Here is a 25,208-nt window from a genome sequence, read left to right as displayed (position 1 = left end):
CGGTTTTAGTGTTATTGCCGCCTACATCTACTTAGGAGACGAGATTTATGAAAATTTCAGCTTACTACTCGATGTTAATACTTTGTCTGAGTATTTTTCTTTCTGCGGACATTAACGCTATGCAGCAACAAAGCTCCGATGCAATTGAACGCATTACTGTGACAGGCCAAAGAAGCGAGCATCACTACAAGCGACAGCTTGAATTAGCGCAAATGGATTTTATCGAGTCTTATAATGCACTTAACACAATAAGCAACTTTAGTATTGATTGTCACCCCAGAGCAAATATAGGTTCTCACATAAAGAAAATGGAATGTTTACCACGTTACTTTAATAGAGAGCTTGGTTATCAGGCGCAGGCTTTTATGCAAGGGGCAAGCGGCAGAAACAATAGCAATGCTGAATATGTGAGTTTTATAACGCAAAATAAAAAACTAAAGTTTGAAAAGCATATTGCGAAGCTAAGCCAGGAGTCCGCTGAGTTACAACGTAAACTTGAGAAAGTAGGCCAAGCTAAATTAGCCTATGAACAGCGAGCTCAGCAGAAATAGCTAATAAGTTACAGGATTCATCGTAAAGCACCGCGTTGCATCCTGTGACTAAGTTACTTTACCTAAACGTTAAAACCGCATTGCGTTCAAACAGATATCTCTCAAAACTTGTCTCTCGACTGATTTCTCTCATCATAGATTCTTGCAAGGAAGGATAATGCGATATTAATTATCCGTTTCTTACCAGCGTAATAGCTGCTGCGCCAAAGCTAGTGGCTATGTGTGAGCTTTTTACTAATTGCCTACTGAAAATATCGTTGGCCATTTTGCTAGCGGTATTGCACGTTTCTCTTATGGAGCCATGAAATTACTAAACAGTTTCCAAGTTAGAACCATAAATAAACTAAAACATAACAAGTGCAAAATAACAACATCAAATGGTTAATATTAGTGCAATATATGGCTGATATATTTTTGACTAATGCTAAAACGTTAAGACAATCGCTTTTATAGAGTTCAATATATGTACAGATCGCGAGTATTACTGTGATAAATGTTTTTTTAACGTAAATCAAAGGACTTGTTATGTATCCTGATATCATTGCAATTTGCATTCCGTTTATGATTGCCTGCGTGGTCATTGAGTTTCTATACGACATGCGCAGAAAGAAAAAAAACTACCGAATTAATGCCGCTATTAGCAATATAAGCTGTGGCATCTTTGAACAGGTAACGGGGTTTATCTCTAAAGGCCTGTTTGCTCTGCTTTACATCTACCTCTACAACACGCATCGTTTATACACCATCGAAGACTCGCTACTGGTATTTATCGGCCTGATGCTACTGGTTGATTTAGTGTTTTATGGCTTCCACAGATTAAGTCATGTTTGTAGTGTGTTATGGGCTGGCCATGTTGTGCACCATGAAGTGGAAGAGTTTAACCTTACGGTTGCACTGCGTCGAAGCGTAATGCAGGAATTCACTATCATCAGTGTCTACCTGCCGTTTGCGGTATTGGGCTTTTCACCGGCCGCCTTTTTCCTGATTTTTGCAGCACATAACCTTTATCAGTTTCTGATCCACACCTCTTACCTACCTGAGTTCAGAACTTTTGGCTTAATTTTTAATACCCCATACCATCATGAAATTCACCATGCCCGTAACCGCTGTTATGTCGATAAGAACTTTGCCGGCGTGCTGATTATCTGGGACAAAATGTTTGGTACTTTTGCAAAACGCACTGAAACACCAGAAATTGGTATTGGTCAGGAAACAACGACGCTTAATCCGGTTACTGCGCAAATTACCACTTTGGCCCGGGTTTTTGCCGAAGCGAAAAGTAAACCAAGCCTTCGAGGCAAGTTAGTTGCCCTTTTTGGCCCGCCAAGCTACTTATCGAAAAAAAGTGGCGCAGCAGCAGATCATGCTGGCACCGGTCGTGAAAAATTTGACCCGTTAATTAGTAAAGCCAGTTTGCAAAAAGCCATTATGTGGTTTGCTTTTATGCTGATCACCATTACGGTTTACCGCAATTATGAAACCAGCTTGCCACTTGGTGTGCAACTGTTTGCCTTAGCGATGGTTGGTGGCTTGCTGTTTTATATAGGCTTAATTCTGGATAACAAAGTTAGAGCAGCGGAACAGGCAGACGCCGCTTCGGGGACTGAAGTATGAGCCGGTTTATAGCAAGCTGGGCTAACCTGGTTATCAGCCAACGTTGGTTGGTTATCATCCTGTCAGTGCTATTACTGTTAGCTGGCGGCTACTTGGGTAGCAGCATACCGTTCGACCACACCATTGAACGCAACTTCGCTGATGATGATCCTAAAGTACTGGAATACAATGAATTATTACACTTGTTCGGCGATAATGAATACCTTGTTGTTGGCGTAAGTGCCCCAGAGCAACAAGACGTTTTTACATCAAAAACGATGAATATCGTAAATGAGTTAACGCTATTCTTAGAACAGCAAGAAGCGGTTACGCAGGTTCGATCGCTGGCGAAGTATCAATATATTCATGGTGATGCTGATGCGTTAAATATTGAAGATTTATTTCCAAATCAGCATGCGGCTAATGCCACCGACGCACAACTTGATGCCGCGCGTCAGCGTATTGTATCCGAAGCGTTGGCACTAGACACTTTAGTGAATACTGCGCTTACCGAAACACGCATTGCCGCACGTATTCGCTATGTCAAAGACTCACCCGCACACAAGGTGGCGTTAGTCAAAGCGCTGTATGCCTATGTCGAGCAACAGCAGTATACCGAGCAGGGTTATCGCATTCGCTTTGGCGGGCAGCCAGTGTTTGATGAGCAGTTTGAAACCCGCAATCAAAGCGACTCGGCCGTGCTGTATCCGGTGATGGCATTGATTATGATTATCGTGCTGTTTGTTAGCTTTCGTTCCTGGTATGTCACGCTTATGCCCTGGACGGTGATCATTTTTGCCATAGCAATGTTAAACGGTGTACAGGGTGTGCTTGGTTACCCACATTCAGCCGTCGATCAAGCCCTGATACCCACGATGATTATCATTAGCATCGGCTTGTGTATGCATATTATTTTGGCGTTTATCAATGCCAATACCCAGCTACAAAATAGTGCAGCAGCGGTAAAGCAAACCATGCTTAAACTTTGGCTACCCTGTTTATTTACCAGCATTACCACGGCCATTGGGTTTTTTACGCTATCTGCTACCAATATTGTGCCGGTAAAAGAAATGGCTATTCTGGGTACCGTGGGGCCCATACTGCTGTTCATATTAAGTTTTTCCCTGCTACCCGCCCTGCTTAGCTTCAGCAAGCCGGGCGGACGGCACCTGCAACCCAGCGGTATAGCTAATGCCATTGCAGCATTGATGCATGTGTTACCGGGCTTTGCCAATCAACATCGCAAAGCTATTCTGTGGCTAGGTGGATTGTTGTTTATGGCCACTTGCGCGGCGTTAAATACAGTAAAAGTAGATACCAACTTTGTTGAGTATTTTAAAGACAACAACCCTGCCCGTCAGGATATGCTGTACTTTGATGAGCACTTTAACGGTGCGATGACAATGGAAGTTATCATCGACTCTGGTGCTGAGAACGGTATAAAACAACCGGCATTTTTAACACGTGTCGCGTTGTTGGAGAAGGCCCTCGAAAGCCGAAATTCCACCGGAAAAATACTCTCGGTTGTTGATTATTTAAAAGAAATTAATCAATCGATGCACGAAGAAAACCCAGAGTATTTCACGATCCCTACCAGCAGTAATATGACCAGCCAGTTGTTGTTTCTGTATGAAAATGCAGGCCCGGAAGAAGACCTGTCAGACATGCGTGACTTTGATAACCGCTATCTTCGCCTGACAGTGCCGATGATCAATATGCCGGCATCTGCCATGGAGCAAGAGCTTGCACAAATTGAGCAGGCTATTGCAACAGACTTCGCTGATTTGGCCATTACAATGACGGGCGTGAAACTGCTGTTTCAAATACAAGACGTGTACACCTCTGAAGGCATGGTGAAATCTTTTAGCTTGAGCTTATTGGTTATCAGTTTGTTTTTCTTTGTTTTATTCCGCTCATTTAAACTTGGGTTGTACTGCATTATTCCCAGCGTGTTGCCCATTATTGTGGTGGCGGCAATAACCGGCTTACTGGGAGTTTCCCTGGATTTAGGCACCATGATAGTGGGCGCGATGACCATGGGGCTAGCCGTTGACGATAGCATTCACGTAGTCAGCCGCTACGCCAAAGCCAGACAAGCCGGGTTGGATTGCTTTGCAGCGGTAAGCATTACCATGAAAGAGTCTGGCACAGCCGTGGTGTTTAGTTCAGTGGTGTTAGTACTGGGGTTTTCGGTACTAATGCTGGGGTCTTTTGTGCCCATCGTTCATGTCGGCCTGTTTAGCGCCGCGATTATGTTACTGGCATTACTGGCTGATTTACTCCTGCTACCCGCCATTATTTTTACCCTTGATAACAAGGGCGCGGCAGAGCGAAACACCGTTAATCACAGCGATAACACCCACAACAGCAATGCCATAAGCAATGACAAAACAGCCATGAGCCATGACAAAAATATTTCGGACATTGCCTGATAAACACATGTGATCAGGCATCACGTTAAGGAACTGACATTATGAAAAAAAAGAACTTTGTATCAGGTCGCACACTTTCGTGCTGGCTACTAACGCCACTTTTACTGCTATCGGTTTTAGTTAGTGCAACAGAGAATAATAGTTTGTCAGCCCGCGACATTATGGCGCAAGTTGACGCCCGCGATGAAGGTGAAAATTCTGTTGCGACCAGCGCGATGATCCTAATTGACAGTCGAAACAGGCAACGGGTGCGGCAGTTAAAGCAGTACGCCAAAGAATATGGCGACAAACAAAAATATATGGCGCATTTTCTGTCTCCTGCCGATCTTAAAGACACCGTGTACATTAACTATGACTGGAACGCCTCTGCTGACGTTGATGATGAATCCTGGTTGTTTTTACCCGCGCTGAACAAAGTGAAGCGCATATCATCAGAAGACCGCTCCGCCGCCTTTTTGGGTAGTGACTTTAGCTATGCTGACATCAGTGGCTTTGAACTGGAATGGTACGACTATCGCATTATCAAGGAAAGCGAGATGGTAGATGGCCATGATTGCTGGGTAATTGAATATGAACCTAAAGCCGCATTACGCGACAAGGTGCTACGCACTACCGGTGATGTAAAAACCCAAACCTGGGTGCGCAAAGACATTTTCTTTCAGGTAAAAAGCAAAATATGGAAAGCGCGTGCTGGCGAAATAAAATATTTTATGGCAACCGATGTTGAGCAAATTGATGGCATCTGGACAGCGCAAAAAATGCAAATGATCACCACCAAAAACGACAAACGCCAACACTCCAGTATTTTCCTGATCCAGGATATTAACTACGGCGTGGGGGTGGGTGATGACATTTTCCTGCCGGATAACATGCAGCGGGCCGCTGCGATGAACTAACTCTACTTAGCGTTTCAACCCTTAACACATAAGTACAACTGAGCCCGTTTCTGGCTCTGGTAGAGAGGTTTTCCAATGCTTTTTAAACTAACCGCTACAGCCCTGCTGCGATGTTATGCAACTTCAGTGCTGTTAGCGTGTTGCATACTGCATAGCGCCGCTGCAAACAGTGATGACTTTTTTGCTGATATAGACGTTAACGTCGATAACCTGAATCAGCTCCCCAGCCCAAATAAATGGTTTGTCCGGCAGCTGTTGTCCTATGGCGTAGAAGCCCCGGGCCAAGGCTTTTCCCGCTCAGAGGTGGGCTTCAATAAAATAGAAACCAGTATACATGGTGAAGTCTCATATACGTTTTCTGAGCGTATTTCCGGGCGGATAGAAGCTGAAGCTTTTTATGATGCAATTTATCGGCTTGATAGCGATATTCAACCATCGGCGCAAGAGCTAAGCGAATTTGAAACCCGTTTCCAACTGCGCGATGCTTATTTAGACATTAGTTTAACTGAGCAATGGCACCTTAGGCTGGGTCATCAGATTATTGCCTGGGGCCAAAGTGACGCTGTGGTTATTGCTGATGTTATTGCCCCGCACAACAATTACACCCTACTGCAGGCCGATTTAAGAGATGTACGCTTGCAAGTGCCGGCGGCGCATTTTACTCGTAGCACTAGCGACTTTACGCTAGATATGGTGCTGACCTACGACGCAGGATTTAACCAGCTAGCCCCATTGGGTAACGAGTTTGACCCCTTTATTGCACTACGCGACCTGCCGCAACCACTCGCGCAATATAACGCCGACAACAAAATAGAATACTTTGTTCGGCTTAAGCATAACTTCCATGGCGGTGATGTCAGCCTGATTATGGCTGAAGCCAATAACAACACCTTGACGTTGCAACAGGCCAAAGCTGAACAGCTGTCTTTTTCCCAAGATCGCTTCAGCGTGTTGGCGCTCACCAGCAGTTTAAGTCAGGGCTTGTGGGTGTATAAAGCCGAGCTGGGCGTGCATCACAATAAGTCACTGATGCCCGCTGCCACCAAGTTTAACCATTATCTTGGCGGATGGCCGCAACATGATCAGCTGTTAAGTATGGCGGGTTTTGATTATGTCGGCTGGCGCAATACAACCTTATCGCTGGAACTCAATCTGCAACACACCGCTGGCGACACTGACGCACTAAGTATCGACAAAAATGAATATGGTGCCATGTTCAGCCTGCTGTGGAGTGACACAAATGAAAAGCTCACCGTCAAAGCAAATGCCATTTCCATGCTGGACAACAACGGTCGAATTTTCCGCCTGAACCTGGAGTACCCCCTGACTGACGCGTTTAAAGTCGGGGGCCTGTTGGTGCATTACCACTTTAATCAAAGTGACACGCTATACCCCTATCGCAATAACGATGTTGTGCAAATTTATGGCCAATATGATTTTTAGTTAACCGCTTAGAGACACTTAATCCGGAGCATACAAGGAGCCCCAAGTGAACAGTATAAACTCAATGATCGAGAACCAAGCCACCCTGGTGCATGTGCTAAAACAAAGAGCAGCCCATACACCAGATAAAAATGCTTATATCTTTCTCGAAGATGGTGAAGACAAGGAAGTAACAATCACCTATCAGGAACTGGATAGACGTGCACGCCAGTTGGCGGCAACGTTGCAGCAAAAAAACCAGCAAATTCATAACAGCAGAGTACTGCTGATTTATCCGCAGAGTATTGGATTTTTGGTGTCATTTTTTGGCAGCCTCTATGCTGGTGCGACAGCCGTACTGGTGTCACCCCCTACCAGCAAAAAAACCGCTACCCGTTTAAATGGCATTGTTGAAGATTGTGATATTGCCTTTATTTTGTCTACCAGTAAGCATATTGAGCGCATGATCAGTATGGAAGTGGTAGGCAACAACGCTAGCCATAACGGCAAGTTTTCTACGCTTGAATGGATTAATACCGACCAACTGACAGACGGTGTTGAAGCGCATTTTATCGAGCAAGAGGTGAGCGCCGATGATATTGCATTTTTGCAGTACACGTCAGGTTCAACTGGCACGCCCAAAGGGGTAATGGTGAGCCACAGTAATTTGATGGCCAATCAGCGTACGATTAAAAAACTCTATAACAACGACGAAAATAGTGTTTTTGTCAGCTGGTTACCGTTAATTCATGATATGGGACTGATTGGTAAAGCATTACAACCTATGTACCTGGGGGTGCCACTGATTTTTATGGCGCCGCTGCATTTTGTGCAAAAACCTGTTCGTTGGTTAAAAGCCATTAGTAAGTACCGCGGCACAATAAGTGGCGGGCCAAATTTTGCCTTTGATTTATGTGTAAATAAGATTTCTGATGAAGAAATGCAGGAGTTGGATCTGTCTTGCTGGAAGTCGGCGTTTAATGGCTCCGAGCCGGTTCGGCGCGAAACGGTAGAGCGCTTCACGCAAAAATTCAGCCAGTGCAAGCTGCCTGCTGACGCTTACATGGCTGTGTATGGCCTGGCAGAAGCCACCTTGATTGTGAGCGGTACCCAGCGCGATAAACCGTTGCTGGCCGATGCTGAAACTAACTATATGCCGTCGGGTATTGCTGATAGCTGTGATGTCGTTAAGGTTGTTGATCCTGAAAGCCGTCTGGAAGTCATTGACGGCGCGGAAGGAGAAATTTGGGTGCATGGCCCCAGTGTTGCACAAGGGTATTGGAATAGACCAGAAGCCACTGCAGAAACGTTTCAAGCCACACTCATTGATGATGAGCGTCATTTTCTGCGTACCGGCGATACGGGCTTCGCCCGCCATGGTAGCTTGCATATTACCGGGCGCATTAAAGATGTGATTATTATTCAGGGTAAAAACTTTCACGCTGAAGACATTGAATGGAGCACCAACGAGCTTGCTGCCATTCGTCCTGGCTGCTGTGTTGCTTTTTCTATTACCAACGACGGTCAGGAAAAGTTAATTGTCGTTGCCGGGGTACTGACTTCTACAGAGGAAGAGCTGCAACAATTAGCCAAGCAAATACGTGCCAATGTCTATGCCGACCATCAATTGCACCTGGATCGGGTAGTGCTGATAAAACCAAAAGAGTTGCCGACCACCACCAGCGGTAAAGTACAACGTCGCTTGTCGAAACAGATGTATCTGGCTGGTGAGTTTACCCCGTTGTTAGAGCATCAAGCTACGACGACTCAAAGCGACAGCGATAGTGCAGAGGCCAGTAAAGATAGTTTTGTACCGGCGATTACCGAAAGTGAGCGCGAACTGGCGGTGATGTGGGGTGATATTCTTAGCATGCCGGCAGAAAAAGTGGGAATGAATGACAATTTCTTTGAACTGGGTGGCTCTTCACTGACCATGCTGGAATTGGCAACGCGCCTAAATGTAACGATGGAACTGCTGTTTCGCTACCCAACCATTAATGGTTACCTGTACCGCACCTCAGAATATGAATTTCCTGATGTCGCTTCCGATATTTACTTACCGCCTTTGGCACTTGATAACAGCTTACAAGGTAAAACAGGTATTTCGCTGATCACCGGCGGGACCGGCTTCTTTGGTTTGCATTTTTTACAAGCGATGATGCAGCGTAGCCAGGATCAGTTTGTGTTGATGGTGCGGGGGGCTTCACAGGAAGCGATTGAAAAGAAATTCGATGACGCTGTCGCCTACTTTAAAATGGAAAACAGCATTGATAAACAGCGTGTTAAGTTAGTGCAGGGCGATTTAAGCAAGAAGCAATTAGGTATTCCGGCGGAGCAATACCAATGGGTAGTTGCCAATGTCGACAAGATTTTCCACATTGGCTCGCACGTTAATAACTGGCTACCGTATGAAGGTATTCGCGAAATCAATGTCGATGGTACCCGCAGTTTGTTGCAACTGGCACGCACGGGCCGTAAGAAAGAACTGCACTACACCAGTACCAGTACCTTTTCACCAGATAAAGATGATCAGTCCATATTCCTCGAGCAAGACAATATTAAGGTTGGCGATATCAACCGCTATTTTGGCTACGATATCAGTAAATATGCCAGCGAAGAAATGTGTAAACTCGCCCGTGCTGATGGCATCGTGTGTAATATTTATCGTCTGGTATGGGTTGGCGGTCACATAGAAACCGGCCTGACTAAAGTGGGCGACGGTTTCAATATTATGCTGCGTATATTGCTAACCATTGGTGCCTACCCGCAGGGTAATTATCTGCACGATGTGGTGCCGGTTGATCTGATGGCGGATTCCATGGCGTCATTAATTGGTAAAGCGGCAAACACCAACTACAACGTAACCAGTCAATCCAAAGAGTCTATCGACATGAAACGTATTGCGGTGATGTTACGCAATATGGGCTATAAGCTTGACGAAGTTAGCCGGGTAGAATTTGTTGAACGCTTGAGAAATTATCCGATTGAACGCTGGGACGAGCAATGTAAGTCATATCGTCAATTAGTTATTCGCTTGTTTGAAGACCCAACACCGAAAGTAGAATCGTTCTATGACAGCAGTAACTTTATTGAACACATGGACCCGCAATTACGGCAAAAAATGGAGCAGAAGTTTATTGATAGCTGGTTTGAAAAAACTATTAACTTCTTAGTGCAAAACAATGCATTGCCGACAACAAGCGGCCTGAGCTATGCCGAGGAAATGGCACAAATTGCCCGCTGGAACAACACTGCAACAGCCTATCCTGATTCGCAGTGTTTGCAGCAGATGTTCGCGTACCAGGCCGCACTCACGCCAGACGCCGTTGCTGTTGAATTTGAACGCCAATCTATTAGCTATGCGGCATTGAATATGTGGGCTGATAAAATTGCCAGCCATCTTATTGCCCAAGGTGTGGCACGTAATCAGTTTGTCGGCTTATCTGTTAGCCGCTCGATTGAGCTTATTGCCTGCGTGTTAGGTATTTTAAAAGCTGGCGCCGCCTATGTTCCACTAGACCCGACTTATCCTAAAGCTAGCCTGGATTTTATGCTGGAAGATAGCAATGCCCAGTGGATTTTGGTTGATCAGGCTGCGAAAGAAAAGCTGCAGGCACATAGTAATAAGTGGCTGGATGTAAACGCCATTACCGAGATGGCCGATGTATCAGCGCGACAACTTGCTGCCATAGATGCAGCCTGTCAATCGCACGATTTGGCGTATATGGTTTACACGTCGGGTACGACAGGCACCCCTAAGGGCGTGATGGTTGAACATCAAAGTGTGCTTAATCATAGTTTAAGCCTGCAAAGCAGCTTTGCTATTAGCCGTAACGATAAATTATTGCAGTTCTCTACCGTGAACTTTGATTCCTTTGTCGAGGAGGTTTTTCCTACCTTATTGGGCGGCGCAACACTGGTGATGGTGCGCCAGGAGCACTTGCCAGACATCGAAAAAATGCAGCAAATTATGCGCCAGCATAGCGTAACGGTACTGAAATTCTCCACCGCTTACTGGCACAACATCAGTGACATTAATGTAGAAAAGTTGGGGGTACGTTTAGTCGCCATTGGTGGTGAAGAAGCGGACTTGCATCAGTATACGCAATGGCGTCAGCACAACCCGACTATTCCACTGATCAATACCTATGGCCCGACAGAAACTACGGTAACCGCCAGCTTAAGCACACTAACCGGCCCGGTTAAAAAGATAACGATTGGCAAACCGATTGCAAATACACAAATGCATATTCTGGATGCCCAATTAAAGCCGGTGCCCATTGGTTTCGTTGGTGACCTGTATATTGCTGGTGCTGGCGTCACACGTGGTTATTTAAACCGGCCACAAGATACCGCAGCCGCATTTATTGATAACCCCTTTATTGATAACCCTCTAAGTGCAAACGGTAAAATGTACAAATCGGGTGACTTAGCACGCTGGAACCGCGACGGTGACATTGAGTTTTTAGGCCGCAGTGATAATCAGGTTAAAGTGCGGGGCTATCGCATTGAATTAGGTGCAATTGAAAGTGTTATTGGCTGTCATCCGCAAATTGACAATGTGGCTGTCGTGCTAAAAGAGCACAATCGTAAAAAGAAAATTGTTGCTTACTTTAGCTCAGGGGTAACGCTTTCTGCAGCAGAGGTACGCAACTACCTTGAGCAAGCACTGCCAAGTTATATGATCCCTAACTTGTTGTTGCAATTGCCTGCGGTTCCCCTTAATCCAAATGGAAAAGTTGACCGTAAGCTACTTGTCGATATGGCGATTTCTGCCAGTGACAATGCGGATCTGTCGATGCCACAACGGCCAGAGGACGTAAAAATGGCCGCCATTTGGGAGTCGTTATTGCATGTTAACAATATTGGTTTGCATGACGACTTTATGGAACTGGGCGGACACTCTTTATTGGTGATGTCGCTGCTAAGTGAAGTACAGAAACAATTTGGCGTTCAGCTGCCTATTCATGCCATTTTTGACAACCCTACCATCGCCAAACTCACGCATTTTATTGAAGCACAAAATGACGCTGTAACTACGTCTAACTTAGTACGCTTCCCCGATTTAAACCGCGGTAAAGGCGACAATGTCAGACAATCTCAGCCACTATTTATGGTGCATGGCTTGGGTGGGCATCTGGCGTCTTTTTATCCGCTAATTAGAAATTTACAAAAGAATTTGCGTGATCAATATAACCTTGACATTACGGCCTATGGTCTTGAAGCGAATGGTTTTAAAGACGGTGAGGCATGTTTTGCAACATTAGAAGAAATGGTGGCTGAATATGTCCGTCTGATCCAACAAACGCAACCCGAAGGGCCTTACCTGATTGGCGGTTGGTCGTATGGTGTATCTGTGGCGTTTCATATTGCGCAGGAGTTGATTCAGCGTGGTGAAAAAGTCAGTGCATTTATTTCTATTGATGCAGAGGCACCGCATGTGCCGGAAGACTTTGACCACTTTATTCAGAATAACAGTATTTTGAACCTGGATGACCTATATGAACCTGGCACTTTGCAAACGCTGTTAGACAAGTTTGGTCGGCGCTTTGGTTTTGTCACACAGGCAGATGAATGCGCTAAACAGCAATTCTATCGCTTTTTGGGTTACTCCAAACAAGACTCAGAAGCGCAAATTGAACGTTATAGCAAAATTGCTATCGCTAATATTTTTAACGCACGTGGCTTTAACCCATCACGCATAAATCCAATGAATACCTTATTGGTGCGCGCTTCAAAAAGCTCGTTCAATAACTATATTAACGATTGGCATGACTTGCTGGAAAGTAAAATGCTTTCGGCATTAACGCTCAATGGCGATCACTGGTCGATAATGCAGGATCCGGAGCTGGCAGAACATCTTGCCCGGCATGTGATGCAAGCGGTAGAGCAACCACAAGCTACCACTGCGTAATAAAAGGACTTAACCACTAAAGCAGTTCCGCCTTTATTCAGGCGGGGCTGCCTTAACGCTTAGCGAGGATTGAACATGAGCATTATTGATATAGAGAGTGTATTACCACACAGATATCCGTTTTTGATGGTAGATAGCGTAACTGGTTATGAGAAGAACTGTGGTCTGCGTGCGATAAAAAATGTGTCGAAAAATGAACCTGCGCTGCAAGGGCATTTCCCGGGTAATGCAGTGTTTCCGGGTGTACTGATCATTGAAGCATTAGCACAGGCCGCAGGCATTTTATGGGCGCAGAGCAATGCTGACGTGTTACAAAACAGTACGCTTTGCTATTTGGCCGGAACCGAGAAAACTAAGTTTAAACGCAAAGTTATCCCCGGCGATCAATTACAACTAGACATTAAAGTAGTCTGTCTTAAACGTAAAATAATGAAGGTCACAGCATTGGCAAGCGTCAATGGCAATTTGGCGTGTTCTACCACCATCAGCCTGTTTGCTGAGTACCCTGAGCAACAACCACAGCGCAACTTTATTACGAATAATCACACGCTTGCACCTGTACCTGAGGAAAAATCCTGTATTGTGCAATATGCTTGAAAAATAAGAGTGAGTGAGCACTTTATGTTGTTTTTAGTCGACATTTCGCAATTGTTAACGGTTGCGCTGTTAGGTTTGCTGGCTGGCGCACTATGGGCAGAGGGCGAGTTATTGGTGCCTTACTGGAAAACGCTAAGCAGCGATGAGTTTTACAAGCTACACCCGCAGTATGCGCCGCGTTTGTTTAAGTTTTTTGCTCCCATTACTGCGCTTACGCCACCCGTTGCAGTCGTGGCTGCACTGTTGGCGTGGTACAACAATGCGCCAACAGCGTGGTGGTCTACTGGCACGGCACTACTAGCGGCTAGTTTAATTGCGATTTATTTTGTGTATTTTAGCCAGACCAATGCCGCATTTGCTCGTGCAGCTATAAGCGCCGACCAGTTAGCCGGTGAATTAAACCGCTGGCAAAACTGGCACCGGTTGCGCGTTGTCATCTGCATGCTGGCATTTTTTCTTAGTATTTGCGCCATTTCACAGTAGCGGTATTATTGCTGATCTGATGATGGTAAATCTTTGGCATCAAATTGCTGGGTTTTCTCTGCCAAAATAGCAGCGAGTTGTTGTTCCAGCTTTTCCACTTTCTCGCGTGTGCGCAGCAGCACCTGGCGCTGAACGTCAAATTCTTCACGGCTAACAAAGTCCATGTCGGCGAGTTTACTTTGCAAAACTTGTTTTACTTTTGCTTCAACATCATCGGCAAACTGGCGAACTTGTGGCGGAATAGCATTACCAATTTGTTTGGCGATATCTTCAATTTTTTTCGGGTCTATCATGCGGTTCTCCTTCGTTGCATCTGTGACTTGCAACATGGTGTATAACGGTTTGCATTATTCTACAGGCCAAAACGACAATCGCGAATGCTATTTAACAGCAAATTTCGTTACAATGCCCGTCTTGGTGTAAGGGTGAGTCAATGAAGTTAAATCCGCAACAAAATGCAGCAGTTAAATTTATCTCTGGGCCTTGTTTGGTGCTGGCTGGTGCCGGCAGTGGTAAAACCCGGGTTATTATTAATAAAATTGCATATTTGATTCAAGAGTGCGAAATGTCTGCGCGGCATATCGCTGCGGTTACCTTTACCAACAAAGCTGCGCGTGAAATGCGTGAACGTATTAATCATCAATTGCCGAAAACGGCAACCCGCGGCCTGACTATCTCTACATTTCACACCTTAGGGCTGGATATTCTAAAAAAGGAATACCGCCATATCGGCTATAAATCTAACTTTACCTTGTTTGACGATCAAGACAGCATGGCCTTGCTAAAAGAGCTTAGCGAGAATGATATTCAGGGTGATAAAGATTTACTGCGGGCATTACAAAGCAAAATTAGCAGTTGGAAGAATGAGCTCACCTTACCTGCCAAAGCGATGGCTGAAGCTACAGACGCACAGAGCATCAGCTTTGCTAATTATTATCAGCAGTATAGCCAGCAACTTACCGCCTATAATGCACTGGATTTTGACGACTTAATTTTAATGCCAACCCTGCTGTTTCAGCACAATGAAGAGGTGCGTACCAAGTGGCAGCAGAAAATTAAGTATCTGTTGGTAGATGAATACCAAGATACCAATACCAGCCAGTATCAGCTGGTAAAGTGGTTAGTTGGTGAGCGCCAACGTTTTACAGTGGTGGGCGATGATGATCAGTCGATTTATTCCTGGCGCGGCGCCCGACCACAAAATCTGGCACTATTAAAAACCGACTTCCCTAGCTTAAATGTCATTAAGCTTGAGCAAAACTACCGCTCAGCGGAACGAATTTTAAAAGCCGCCAATATTCTTATTGCTAACAACCCACACGAATTTGAAAAGCAGCTATTCAGCGAAAACGGTTACGGCGTGCCGCTTAAGGTGCTGCCGTGCAAGCACGAAGAAGACGAAGCCGAAAAGGTGGTAGCGGAAATTATTTCACACCGTTTTATCAACCGCAGCCAATACCGGGATTACGCCTTACTGTACCGCGGAAATCATCAGTCACGTTTATTTGAAAAGGCGCTAATGACTAACCGTATTCCGTACAAAATTTCCGGTGGTACGTCGTTTTTCTCGCGCAGCGAAATTAAAGATGTGATGGCCTATTTACGCCTGGTAGTTAACCAGGATGATGACAATGCATTACTCCGCATAATCAATGTGCCACGACGTGAAATTGGTGCCGCCACTTTGCAGCAAATAGGTAATTTGGCCAATGAGAAGCACATTAGTTTGTTTGAAGCTTGCTGTGACAGTGAGCTATCGATGCATTTGTCGGCTCGGGCGCATAATGCGGTAAAGCAGTTTGCGCAGTGGATAGTGAGCATTGCCGACAATGTCCAGCGCGCCGAGCCAGCCGAAGCCATTCGCGATTTAATCCGCCAAAGCCATTATGAAGCCTGGTTGTTTGAAACCAGTACCAGCCCGAAAGCTGCGGAAATGGCGCTTAAAAACGTCAACGAGTTATACCGTTGGATCAGTGAAATGCTGCAGGGTAAAGATGACGACGAGCCTATGACACTGCCAGAAGTCGTCACTCGCCTTACATTACGCGACATGATGGAGCGGCAAGAACAAGACGACAATTCTGACCAGGTGCAATTGCTAACCCTGCACGCATCAAAAGGCCTGGAGTTCCCTTTCGTGTTTATGGTGGGTATGGAAGAAGGTATTTTGCCACATCAAAGCAGCATAGATGAAGACAATGTAGAAGAAGAGCGGCGGTTAGCTTATGTTGGTATTACCCGGGCTCGAAAAGAACTAATATTTACCTATGCTAAAGAGCGGCGTCAGTTTGGTGAAACTATTCGTCCGGAGCCCAGTCGCTTTTTATATGAGTTGCCGCAGGATGACCTGGAGTGGCAAAGCGCGGCGCCAGTGAAAACAGCGGAACAACGCCAGCAAACCGGTCAGGCGCATATTGAGCGCTTACGCCAGTTGCTGAAAAACAACTGACGGTGATGAAGCCAGTGCTTGAGCCGATAGCAGTTCTGCAACATATTTACCTTGCATAAAACAGCAGCCCTCGGCCAATAACAGGTTAAGTAAGTCGGCATTGTCTACCCCGTCGGCCAACACACGAAATTTATAACTTACTGCTAGCGATTGCAGCATTTGTAGTAGTTGGCGTTTATGTTCGCTGCGAGGCAGTTGGCGGCAAAAAGTGGCATCTAACTTAACAAATTCAAATAGTTGCTGTAGTAGCAAGCCCATTGGCGCTGCGTCGGCAGCAAAGTTGTGTAGCGCTAATCTGATACCTAACTGTTTTAACTGGCGCAACGGGGTCATGATGGCGTTATCAGCTTGAAGCATCTCTCGCTCGGTAAATGCCAGACATAGACGATGCTTGGGCTCTAAGCCAGAAAGTTGTTGTTTTAGCTGATCGTACAGATCGGCTTGTTGCAGGTGCGCGGTGCTCAACGTTACCGTAAGTAAACCGATATTGCTGTCACTTACTGCGAGATGATGACATGCCTGTTGCAACATAAGCTGTTCGATTTTTGGCAATAAACCCGCATCGGTTATGTGCTGGCTAAAATCGTATTGTGTGCCTAACTGTGGATGTTGCCACCGGGTATGAAGTTCATAACCCATCAGGTTTCGCGCCTGGCCACATAGTACCGGTTCAAATACAGCAGTAAATTGTTGCTTTTCCAGTGCCTGTTGAATAATTTGCTCTATGCTCAACGCTTGCAGCATTTGCTCGCGCATGGTTTCGTTGAAAATAACAAAGCGGTTGCGCCCCATCGATTTAGCTTGGTACATCGCTGCATCTGCATCGCGTAGCAAGGCTTCCGCATTAGTATGTTCGCTTTGAAACTGAGCAATACCGATACTGGCGCCAGATGTAACTTGTTGGCCTTGTAAAAAAAATGGTAGCCGTACTTTATCAATAATACGCTCTGCTACATCTTCTGCATCCGTTGTTTGCATCAAGCTAGTCAGCAATACTACAAATTCATCGCCGCCTAACCGAGCTACTACGTCATGTTCACGAACAGTACTAAGGAGCCGTTTGCTCACTTCGATTAAAAAAGCATCGCCAACATGGTGCCCCAAGTTGTCGTTTATAAGTTTGAATCGGTCAAGGTCGATAAAGAGTAACGCCATGTTCAGTTGTGACTGGCGTTTACTCAGCGCAAATTGCTGTTTTAATTGCTGTAAAAACATTTGCCGGTTGGCCAGGCCGGTAAGAGCATCATGATTTGCTTCATAAAATAGCTTTTGTTCGGCTTTTTTTCGTTCTTCCACCTGCAAGCGCAAAAACAAATTGGTCTGACGTAGCTCGCGCGTACTTTCAAACACTTTACGTTCCAGCTCTTCCTGCTGCCGCTTTTGTTGCTCGGTTGCTAACTTGCGCTGAATAGCAACAGCAATATGCTGTGAAACAAAACGCAGTATACTTAGCTCGGTTTCGGAGTACTTATAGCTTTGTTCATATGACTGTAGCGCAATGACACCAATAACCTGTTGCTCAATGAGCAGTGGAGTACCAAGCCAACTGGTAGAATATCTAGCGTTATTTATGGGTTCAGCTACGCTGCGACGCAGCTCTCCGGCCTCAACCAGCGCGGCTGCGGTATCGTTATTAATAAGTCTGGCATCACCACAACGTATAACATATTCGGTAAAGCCTTTACTAAGCGGCCGTTCGCGTGGTGGCGGTGAATATTGGTCGAGAAAGAATGGGAAGGTGAGTTTGGTGCGGTCACTGTTAAGTAAAGCGATATAACAGTTCTCAGCGGGCATCAAGCCAGACAACACCTGATGGACTGCCCGATAAAAGCTATTCATGTCGCTGCTGCTGGCAGTAAGTTCTGAAATTCGGTACAGTGCTACCTGCAATTGCTCAGCATTGGTCCGTTCTTTTATTTCTTTTTGCAATGAACTGTTTATTTTCTGCAGTTGTCGCGTACGTTGGCGTACGGTATCTTCCAGCAATTCACGGCTTTTTACCCGGTCCAGCGCTGTTAGGGTGTGCCCGCCGATACTACTGCATACTGCCAGGTCAGACTCGGTGTAACGATGTTTTTCGTTATATGACTGAATAGCCATAACACCAATTACCTGATTGCCACGACACAATGGAATGCCAAGCCAGTGCGCGCTAGGTGAGCCGTGAGCTTCTATATGCCCATCTCTTACGAGAGTAGCAAACTGCTCTGTGTCACACAGAAGTGGTTTGCCACTGCGGGCTACATAGCCAGTAAGGCCGCTGGAAAAGGCGCTGGATGGAACTTGATCAATAATTAGCTGGTCTTTTTGATCAGAAAAATATTGCGGCGTATATTGTTCGGTTGCGCTGTCATAAAAAACAACATAGAAATTTTCGGCATGCAGGAGGTCGGACACCATATTATGAATAGCCGGATAAAACTCCCGCATATCGCTAATGGTGCTAGCCAGTTCAGACAACCTGAGTAAGGCATTCTGGATTAAATACGCCTGCTTGTAGCGCTTAGCTAAAAAGGTTAACCGACGTAATTTATCATCAGTGTGCCTTTGGCGTTTATTCAGTTCCGTTGATCCCTTCAACCCTGACTCTTTTCGTTGTGGATATCCAGTCTGGATGGCCAAATTTTAAATTACTTTATTATGCATAAAATTTAACCGCTTGGAATAGAGGTGCGATCATTATTTCATTATATTCTTAGGCTAAATTTTTTTAAGGCAGGTAAAAAAATACTAAGGCCACGCTAATTGAGTGGCCTTGAGGGAATAGCGACTCCGAGGAGTGGTTAAACGCCTTCAGTCATAAACTTAATGGCTGCCGCAATTTCATCATCGCTGCAATCTGCGCAAGTGCCGCGTGCTGGCATATTACGGATACCTTCAATAGCATGCTTCAACATTACATCAAAACCTTGATCTATACGAGTTTTCCACGCCGCATCACCCTTCTTTGGTGCGTCCAAAGCTCCAGTGCCGTGGCAAGCAAAACATGCCGTTTGATACACTTTCTCACCACTGCGAGGTCCGGAAGCTGCCGTATCGGCTGCAGCAACAGCCCCCGCAACATAGACCTGACCCACCGGCGACAATCGTTTTGCCAATGCGTCCTTATCTGCCTCAGAGCTGGCGTGAATGCCAAAAGTAGTTAACAGCAAGGCAAGTGCAATGGTGATTTTCTTCATGTTATGAGTTCCTGTGGTAAAGTCCGCACAAAGTTTGCACCATTATAGCCTTCAAGCACCGGCGAGGGGAAGCCCTTCTGCTGGGTGCCCTTTTGCCGTAATGACGCGATGTTGAAACATACGTGTTTAACGGCTAAAAAGATTAACACTCTGTGTTTCAGTTTGGCACTGTGGTCGTAAAGCACGTCGTTCTTGCTATATGCTTTTCTCGCAGGACATTATCATTTTTTAAAGCAAAATTTTTTAAAGGTTTTGCTTTGCATCTGTGTTCATTGTGGTAGTCTGCTTGACCGGCGTTATCGCAAATTAAAAAAATTACGCTGCTGCTGGAAACTACCTAAAACAGTTTTCCACAAAATGGAAGTACAAAAATAATAATATGGGTCTTGTAGTTCATCCATTTTTTCTCTAAATAAAACAACGTGTTATGTTTTCTATCGAACTGGCTATTTTTCAAATAGCCTGCGATTATCTATTGTTTTTCACAAAGTTATCCACAGATTATACCTTGATTATTGCTGCCGTGTTCTCTGGTTGTGTGCACGGCGCTGTGGCATGCTATAGCTTTATTTTTGCAGGACATTATTTCCGATGGCTTCTATTTCCAGCACACCGTTGATTTTGGTTGATGGCTCTTCATACCTTTTTCGCGCTTACCATTCTCCACCACATTTAACTAACTCCCGCGGTGAGGCAACGGGCGCGATTTATGGTGTGGTCAACATGCTGAAAAGTTTGCTGCGACAGTACCAACCAACGCAGATGGTGGTGGTGTTTGATGCGAAAGGGCCGACGTTTCGTAATGAAATGTATAGTGAGTATAAAGCTCACCGCCCACCCATGCCCGATGATCTGCGTAGCCAGATTGCGCCGCTTCATAGCATCATTGAGGCAATGGGTCTGCCGCTGCTGTGTATCAGTGGTGTTGAAGCGGACGATGTTATAGGCACTTTGGCAAGGCAGGCTAGCCGTGAAGGGCGCTCCACACTTATCTCTACCGGTGACAAAGATATGGCACAGTTGGTGGATGAGCATGTCACGCTGATTAATACCATGACCAATACGCTATTGGATCCGCAAGGCGTGGTGGAAAAATTTGGCATTGCGCCCGAACTAATAGTCGACTATCTAGCGTTAATGGGTGACAAAGTTGATAACATTCCCGGCTTACCTGGCGTAGGCGAAAAAACTGCGGTCGCATTATTGCAAGGACTTGGCTCTATTGAGCAGATATATCAGCAATTGGATAGCGTGGCAGAACTGAGTTTTCGTGGTGCTAAAACCATGGCGACGAAGTTAGAAGAGTTTCGAGATCAACTGGCGTTATCTTATCAGCTGGCAACCATTAAAACAGATGTTGATTTGCCGTGTCAGTTAGCCGATTTAACCGTGAAAACGCCCGACAATGCCCGATTGGCAGAGCTGTATAAAGAGTGTGAGTTTAAGCGTTGGTTAAGCGACATATTAAGTGGCGTAACCGAGGCTAAAACAAGCAAGCAACCTGCAACAGCGCAATTGGACATGCTCGCCGACGATGACATTTTGGCCAACGCTGCAGCAACGGGTTCAGCAGAAGGTAGCCAGTATATCACCGTGCTGGATGAGGTGAGTTTTAACGATATGTTAGCGCAAATAAGCGCCTGCGAGCTTACCGCATTTGATACCGAAACAACAAGTTTGGACTATATGCAAGCCGAACTGGTAGGCCTATCCGTAGCCACTGCACCGGGAAAAGCCTGGTATGTACCCGTAGCACACGATTACGTTGGAGCACCTGAACAACTAAATAGAGACTTGGTGCTTGATCAGCTAAAGCCTTGGCTCGAAGACGACAGCAAGGCCAAAGTAGGACAAAACCTGAAATATGATCAAAGTGTATTAGCTCGATACGAAATCAACTTAAAAGGCGTACGTTTTGATACGATGTTAGAGTCTTATGTTCTCAACTCAGTTGCGTCCCGGCATGATATGGACAGCCTTGCGCTTAAGTACCTTGGACACAAAGCCATCAGTTTTACCGATATTGCTGGTAAAGGTGCTAAACAACTTACCTTTAATCAGATTGAGTTGGAAAAAGCGGCGCAGTATGCGGCAGAAGACGCTGATATTGCTCTGCAGTTACATCATAACTTGTGGCCTCAGCTTCAACAGCATGATGGACTGGTAGCGGTTCTTAACGACATTGAAATGCCGTTGGTTGATATATTGTCGCGCATTGAGCGCCACGGTGTGTTAATTGATAGCAGGCTACTTGCTAAGCAAAGCGAGCAACTGGCGGCGCGAATTGCTGAACTAGAACAACAGGCTTATGAGCAGGCAGGCAAGCCGTTTAATCTTGCATCTCCTAAGCAGTTGCAGGAAATATTGTTTGAGCAAATGCAGTTGCCTGTGTTGAAAAAGACGCCTACAGGTGCGCCTTCAACTGCTGAGGAAGTGTTGGCAGAGCTGGCACTTGAATACGAGTTCCCGAAGTTAATTACCGAACACCGGGGCTTAACCAAGCTTAAATCTACCTATACCGATAAACTGCCGAAAATGCAAAATCCGCTAACAGGTAGAGTGCATACTTCCTATCATCAGGCCGTTGCAGCAACAGGGCGCTTAAGTTCTACCGAGCCTAACTTGCAAAATATTCCAATTCGTACAGAAGAAGGCCGGCGTATACGCCAGGCATTTATTGCTGCGCCAGGTAAAAAGATAGTGGCGGTAGATTATTCTCAGATAGAGCTGCGTATTATGGCGCATTTGTCGCAGGATAAGGCACTGTTGGATGCTTTTGCTCACGGCCGTGATATTCACGGTGCTACTGCGGCTGAAGTCTTTGGTGTGAATTTGGCGGATGTGACAACGGAGCAGCGGCGCAGTGCCAAAGCTGTCAATTTTGGTTTGATATATGGCATGTCTGCGTTTGGTCTTGCAAAGCAACTGGGTGTAGGGCGCAACGAAGCTCAGCAATATGTTGATCGTTACTTCGAGCGTTTTCCCGGCGTACTACAATATATGGAGCGTACCCGGCTGCAAGCCCATGAACTCGGTTATGTTGAAACGCTATTTGGCCGACGTCTTTATCTGGCTGACATAAATGCGCAAAACATGGCTAGAAGAAAAGGCGCTGAGCGAGCGGCAATTAATGCACCTATGCAGGGCACTGCAGCAGACATTATCAAGAAAGCAATGATCGTAGTAGATAACTGGCTACAGCAACAAGATTGTCCCCCTGCGACAATGATTATGCAGGTCCACGATGAACTGGTATTCGAAGTTGATGAGAACAAGGTTGAACAGGTAAAACAAACATTGGTTGAGCTTATGGCGCAGGCAGCAAAGCTCGATGTGCCTCTGCTGGCTGAAGCCGGTGATGGTGATAATTGGGATCAAGCGCATTAATTTTGAACTAAGTTGATACACTAGAAGTCGTAGTGTCAGTTACGTTGATATATCTCTCCTTAGTTTATTTTCGCCCCGTCATTTGACGGGGTTTTTTTATATTTTCAATAACCCTAATAAGGTAATTAAATTACCAAAAAAGGCTTAATCAAGCTTTTTAAATGAATAATGTAGTTTTATTACACAAATGACTTGCATTTTACCAGTAGTTGACTAAAATTTGTCGGGTAGGGTACAGAGGTAAGATATTCTATCTTTCAGTGCACAGAGCTATAGTTCTAACACAAGAAAGTAGGCTTATTTAGCCGCCCCGCTGCTTGCAGCGGGGCGTTTTTTTTGCGTAATTATTAATAATTTTGACGTGGCAGTGTTGCTGTATTACGACAGGAAGACTGGAAAATGCCAGATGTCGCGAAATAACTTGAAATTTAATTAGATTTTTTAGAGTAAATACTTTAAATGGGCCGGGTTTGTTGTATAATGCAGCTGTCTTAGCGATAAGACACCCTGTTGATTTGAAATTATAGCTTCTCCCCCGTTTGCTATGGCCGACACCCAAGGGTGTCGGTTTTTTTATGCTTTGTGTTAGTCTGCAATATCTGAAGTGGCATCAGGGGCTTGATACCACAAATCCAGCACCTGCTCCAAATCAGCCAATCCCTGTTTATTTAGTGAACTAAAAGTGTGTACGGTGATATCACCCATAAAAGCTAACGTGGCATCGCGCACTTCAAACAAGGTTTTCTTTCGTGCACCAGGGCCAAGCTTATCCGACTTAGTCAGCAATATAAGTACAGGAAGTTCACTATCAACTGCCCAATGTATTAGATCTTGATCTAAATCTTTCAATGGGTGGCGAATATCCATCAACACAACTATGCCTTTTAAACTCGCGCGTTTTGTCAGATACTCTGCCAGTGATTTTTGCCATTTTTCTTTTACGGCTAAAGGAACTTTGGCAAAGCCATAACCCGGCAAATCGATTAATCGACGGTGTTCATCCAAACTAAATGTGTTGATCAATTGAGTGCGGCCGGGCGTTTTACTGGTTCGCGCTAAACTATTTTGGCGCGTCAACGTATTTAATGCACTGGACTTGCCAGCATTAGAGCGACCTGCAAACGCAACTTCAATGCCTGCGTCCGCCGGTAATGCCTTGATATCGGGCGCGCTAGTTAAAAATGCGGCTCGTTGATAATTGATTTTTGACTTGTACACGGGCTTCTCCGGCAAATAATTTGCGTCATTGTAGCGGATCTGAGAGATCCGCAGAAGCTTTTGCATGCGGTATGGGATTTTACTTTGACCAGTTTCGTGTAAAATAGAGATAAAAATTAAGGTTATTACACTTGGTTGCCAGTATGCTGGCGGTTTAATGCGGACAGAGACGGATAAAAAATGAATAAAATGCTACTTCCACTGACGCTGATATTCGGTTTAATCGGAACAGCCCAAGCGTTTGACGGTGATGCTGAAGCGGGTAAAGCAAAATCTGCGGTTTGTGCCGCTTGCCACAATGCTGATGGTAACAGCGTTGTTGACATGTACCCTAAACTGGCTGGCCAACATGCGACCTATTTGTATAAACAGCTAACCAACTACAAGCACGGTATGGCATCTGCGGGCAAGGAAGGCCGTAATAACAGCATAATGTTTGGTATGGTCGCGGCACTGTCAGACCAAGACATGAAAGATTTATCGGCCTATTTTGCTTCACAAAAAATGAAGTCAGGCACTACTCCTGAAAATGTTATTGCACGTGGTGAAGCATTGTATCGTGGTGGTGATGCACAGCGTGGTATTGCAGCTTGTATTGCTTGCCATGGTCCTCGTGGTTCGGGTGCCAGTTTGAGTGGATTTCCAAAAATTTCCTTTCAACATGCAAATTATCTTAAAACCACTTTGCTGGAATTTCGCAGCGGTCAACGCGCAAATGACATGAATGGCATGATGCGAGATATTGCTAAAAAACTAACTGACGAAGATATCGAAGTGTTATCTCAGTACCTGGGTGGTTTGCACTAAACGCTATAACTACCCGCATTTATCGCATAAAAACCGGCATTCATCGCCGGTTTTTTTATGCTTGCGGTGATTTTTTGTGAGATATATCTCACAATCGCTGTAGGATAAAAGCGTGTATAGAAAATAAATTGAACTTTTTTATTGTGATTGATTTTGCTCAACATACTGAAAAATATAAATTTAATATTTATGGCGGTGATGAAATTGGTTTTTTTTAGGGTAAAGGCTTGCCATATAGTCAGAACAGAGTAAATTAACCGTCAGTTACAGTTTGTAACGA

The 25,208-nt window shown here is 45.2% G+C and carries 15 protein-coding genes; 11 read left to right on the top strand and 4 right to left on the bottom strand.

Annotation, left to right across the window (positions count from 1 at the left end):
• Positions 1–47 precede the first annotated feature (47 nt).
• The 8 genes from H595_RS0100315 to H595_RS0100280 all read left to right on the top strand — a co-directional run bounded on the left by H595_RS0100315 (position 48) and on the right by H595_RS0100280 (position 13,888).
• Positions 48–551: a hypothetical protein gene (locus H595_RS0100315; RefSeq protein WP_027669389.1), complete on the top strand. Its 504-nt coding sequence runs from the start codon at positions 48–50 to the stop codon at positions 549–551.
• Between the two features lie 525 nt (positions 552–1,076).
• Positions 1,077–2,165: a sterol desaturase family protein gene (locus H595_RS21375; protein ID WP_051219676.1), complete on the top strand. Its 1,089-nt coding sequence runs from the start codon at positions 1,077–1,079 to the stop codon at positions 2,163–2,165.
• Positions 2,162–4,576 carry an efflux RND transporter permease subunit gene (locus H595_RS21370; RefSeq protein ID WP_051219675.1) on the top strand — a complete coding sequence of 805 codons (2,415 nt, stop codon included), beginning with the start codon at positions 2,162–2,164 and terminating at the stop codon, positions 4,574–4,576. The genes H595_RS21375 and H595_RS21370 overlap by 4 nt, the downstream gene beginning before the upstream one ends.
• A 41-nt stretch (positions 4,577–4,617) precedes the next feature.
• Entirely contained in the window at positions 4,618–5,472 is an 855-nt protein-coding gene (locus H595_RS0100300; RefSeq protein ID WP_205623140.1) for an outer membrane lipoprotein-sorting protein, read from the top strand.
• A gap of 75 nt (positions 5,473–5,547) precedes the next feature.
• Positions 5,548–6,915: a DUF1302 family protein gene (locus H595_RS0100295; protein WP_027669387.1), complete on the top strand. Its 1,368-nt coding sequence runs from the start codon at positions 5,548–5,550 to the stop codon at positions 6,913–6,915.
• A 46-nt stretch (positions 6,916–6,961) separates the two neighbouring features.
• A complete protein-coding gene (locus tag H595_RS23340; RefSeq protein WP_156885889.1) occupies positions 6,962–12,808 on the top strand; it encodes an amino acid adenylation domain-containing protein in 5,847 nt (1,948 codons plus the stop codon).
• Positions 12,809–12,883: 75 nt separating this feature from the next.
• On the top strand, positions 12,884–13,405 hold the full coding sequence (fabZ, locus tag H595_RS21360) for a 3-hydroxyacyl-ACP dehydratase FabZ (RefSeq protein ID WP_084153413.1): 522 nt from the start codon (positions 12,884–12,886) through the stop codon (positions 13,403–13,405).
• A gap of 24 nt (positions 13,406–13,429) precedes the next feature.
• Positions 13,430–13,888 (top strand): anthrone oxygenase family protein, encoded by a 459-nt coding sequence (locus tag H595_RS0100280; protein ID WP_027669386.1) that lies wholly within the window; start codon positions 13,430–13,432, stop codon positions 13,886–13,888.
• A gap of 5 nt (positions 13,889–13,893) precedes the next feature.
• On the opposite strand, the gene ubiK is transcribed toward H595_RS0100280, so the two are convergent.
• Positions 13,894–14,181, bottom strand: a complete 288-nt coding sequence (ubiK, locus tag H595_RS0100275) for a ubiquinone biosynthesis accessory factor UbiK (protein ID WP_027669385.1) — start codon at positions 14,179–14,181, stop codon at positions 13,894–13,896.
• Positions 14,182–14,321: 140 nt separating this feature from the next.
• On the opposite strand from ubiK, the gene rep reads away from it, so the two are divergent.
• Positions 14,322–16,337 carry a DNA helicase Rep gene (gene rep / locus H595_RS0100270; protein ID WP_027669384.1) on the top strand — a complete coding sequence of 672 codons (2,016 nt, stop codon included), beginning with the start codon at positions 14,322–14,324 and terminating at the stop codon, positions 16,335–16,337.
• Here the strand turns inward: rep and H595_RS0100265 are convergent.
• Positions 16,311–18,917, bottom strand: coding sequence for a sensor domain-containing phosphodiesterase (locus H595_RS0100265; protein WP_051219673.1), 2,607 nt, complete (start codon positions 18,915–18,917; stop codon positions 16,311–16,313). The genes rep and H595_RS0100265 overlap by 27 nt on opposite strands.
• Before the next feature lie 203 nt (positions 18,918–19,120).
• A complete protein-coding gene (locus H595_RS0100260) occupies positions 19,121–19,516 on the bottom strand; it encodes a c-type cytochrome (protein WP_027669382.1) in 396 nt (131 codons plus the stop codon).
• A gap of 591 nt (positions 19,517–20,107) precedes the next feature.
• Here H595_RS0100260 and polA point away from each other — a divergent pair.
• A complete protein-coding gene (polA, locus tag H595_RS0100255) occupies positions 20,108–22,903 on the top strand; it encodes a DNA polymerase I (protein ID WP_027669381.1) in 2,796 nt (931 codons plus the stop codon).
• A 585-nt stretch (positions 22,904–23,488) separates the two neighbouring features.
• On the opposite strand, the gene yihA is transcribed toward polA, so the two are convergent.
• Positions 23,489–24,121, bottom strand: a complete 633-nt coding sequence (yihA, locus tag H595_RS0100250) for a ribosome biogenesis GTP-binding protein YihA/YsxC (protein WP_027669380.1) — start codon at positions 24,119–24,121, stop codon at positions 23,489–23,491.
• Between the two features lie 180 nt (positions 24,122–24,301).
• Between yihA and H595_RS0100245 the strand changes: the two genes are divergently transcribed.
• Positions 24,302–24,928: a c-type cytochrome gene (locus tag H595_RS0100245; protein WP_027669379.1), complete on the top strand. Its 627-nt coding sequence runs from the start codon at positions 24,302–24,304 to the stop codon at positions 24,926–24,928.
• The last annotated feature ends 280 nt before the right edge of the window (positions 24,929–25,208 follow it).

This window comes from Rheinheimera baltica DSM 14885 (assembly GCF_000425345.1).
In the GTDB taxonomy this organism is placed as follows: domain Bacteria; phylum Pseudomonadota; class Gammaproteobacteria; order Enterobacterales; family Alteromonadaceae; genus Alishewanella; species Alishewanella baltica.
Note: the sequence above shows the minus strand (reverse complement) of the source record. Positions and strands in the feature narration are given on the sequence as shown.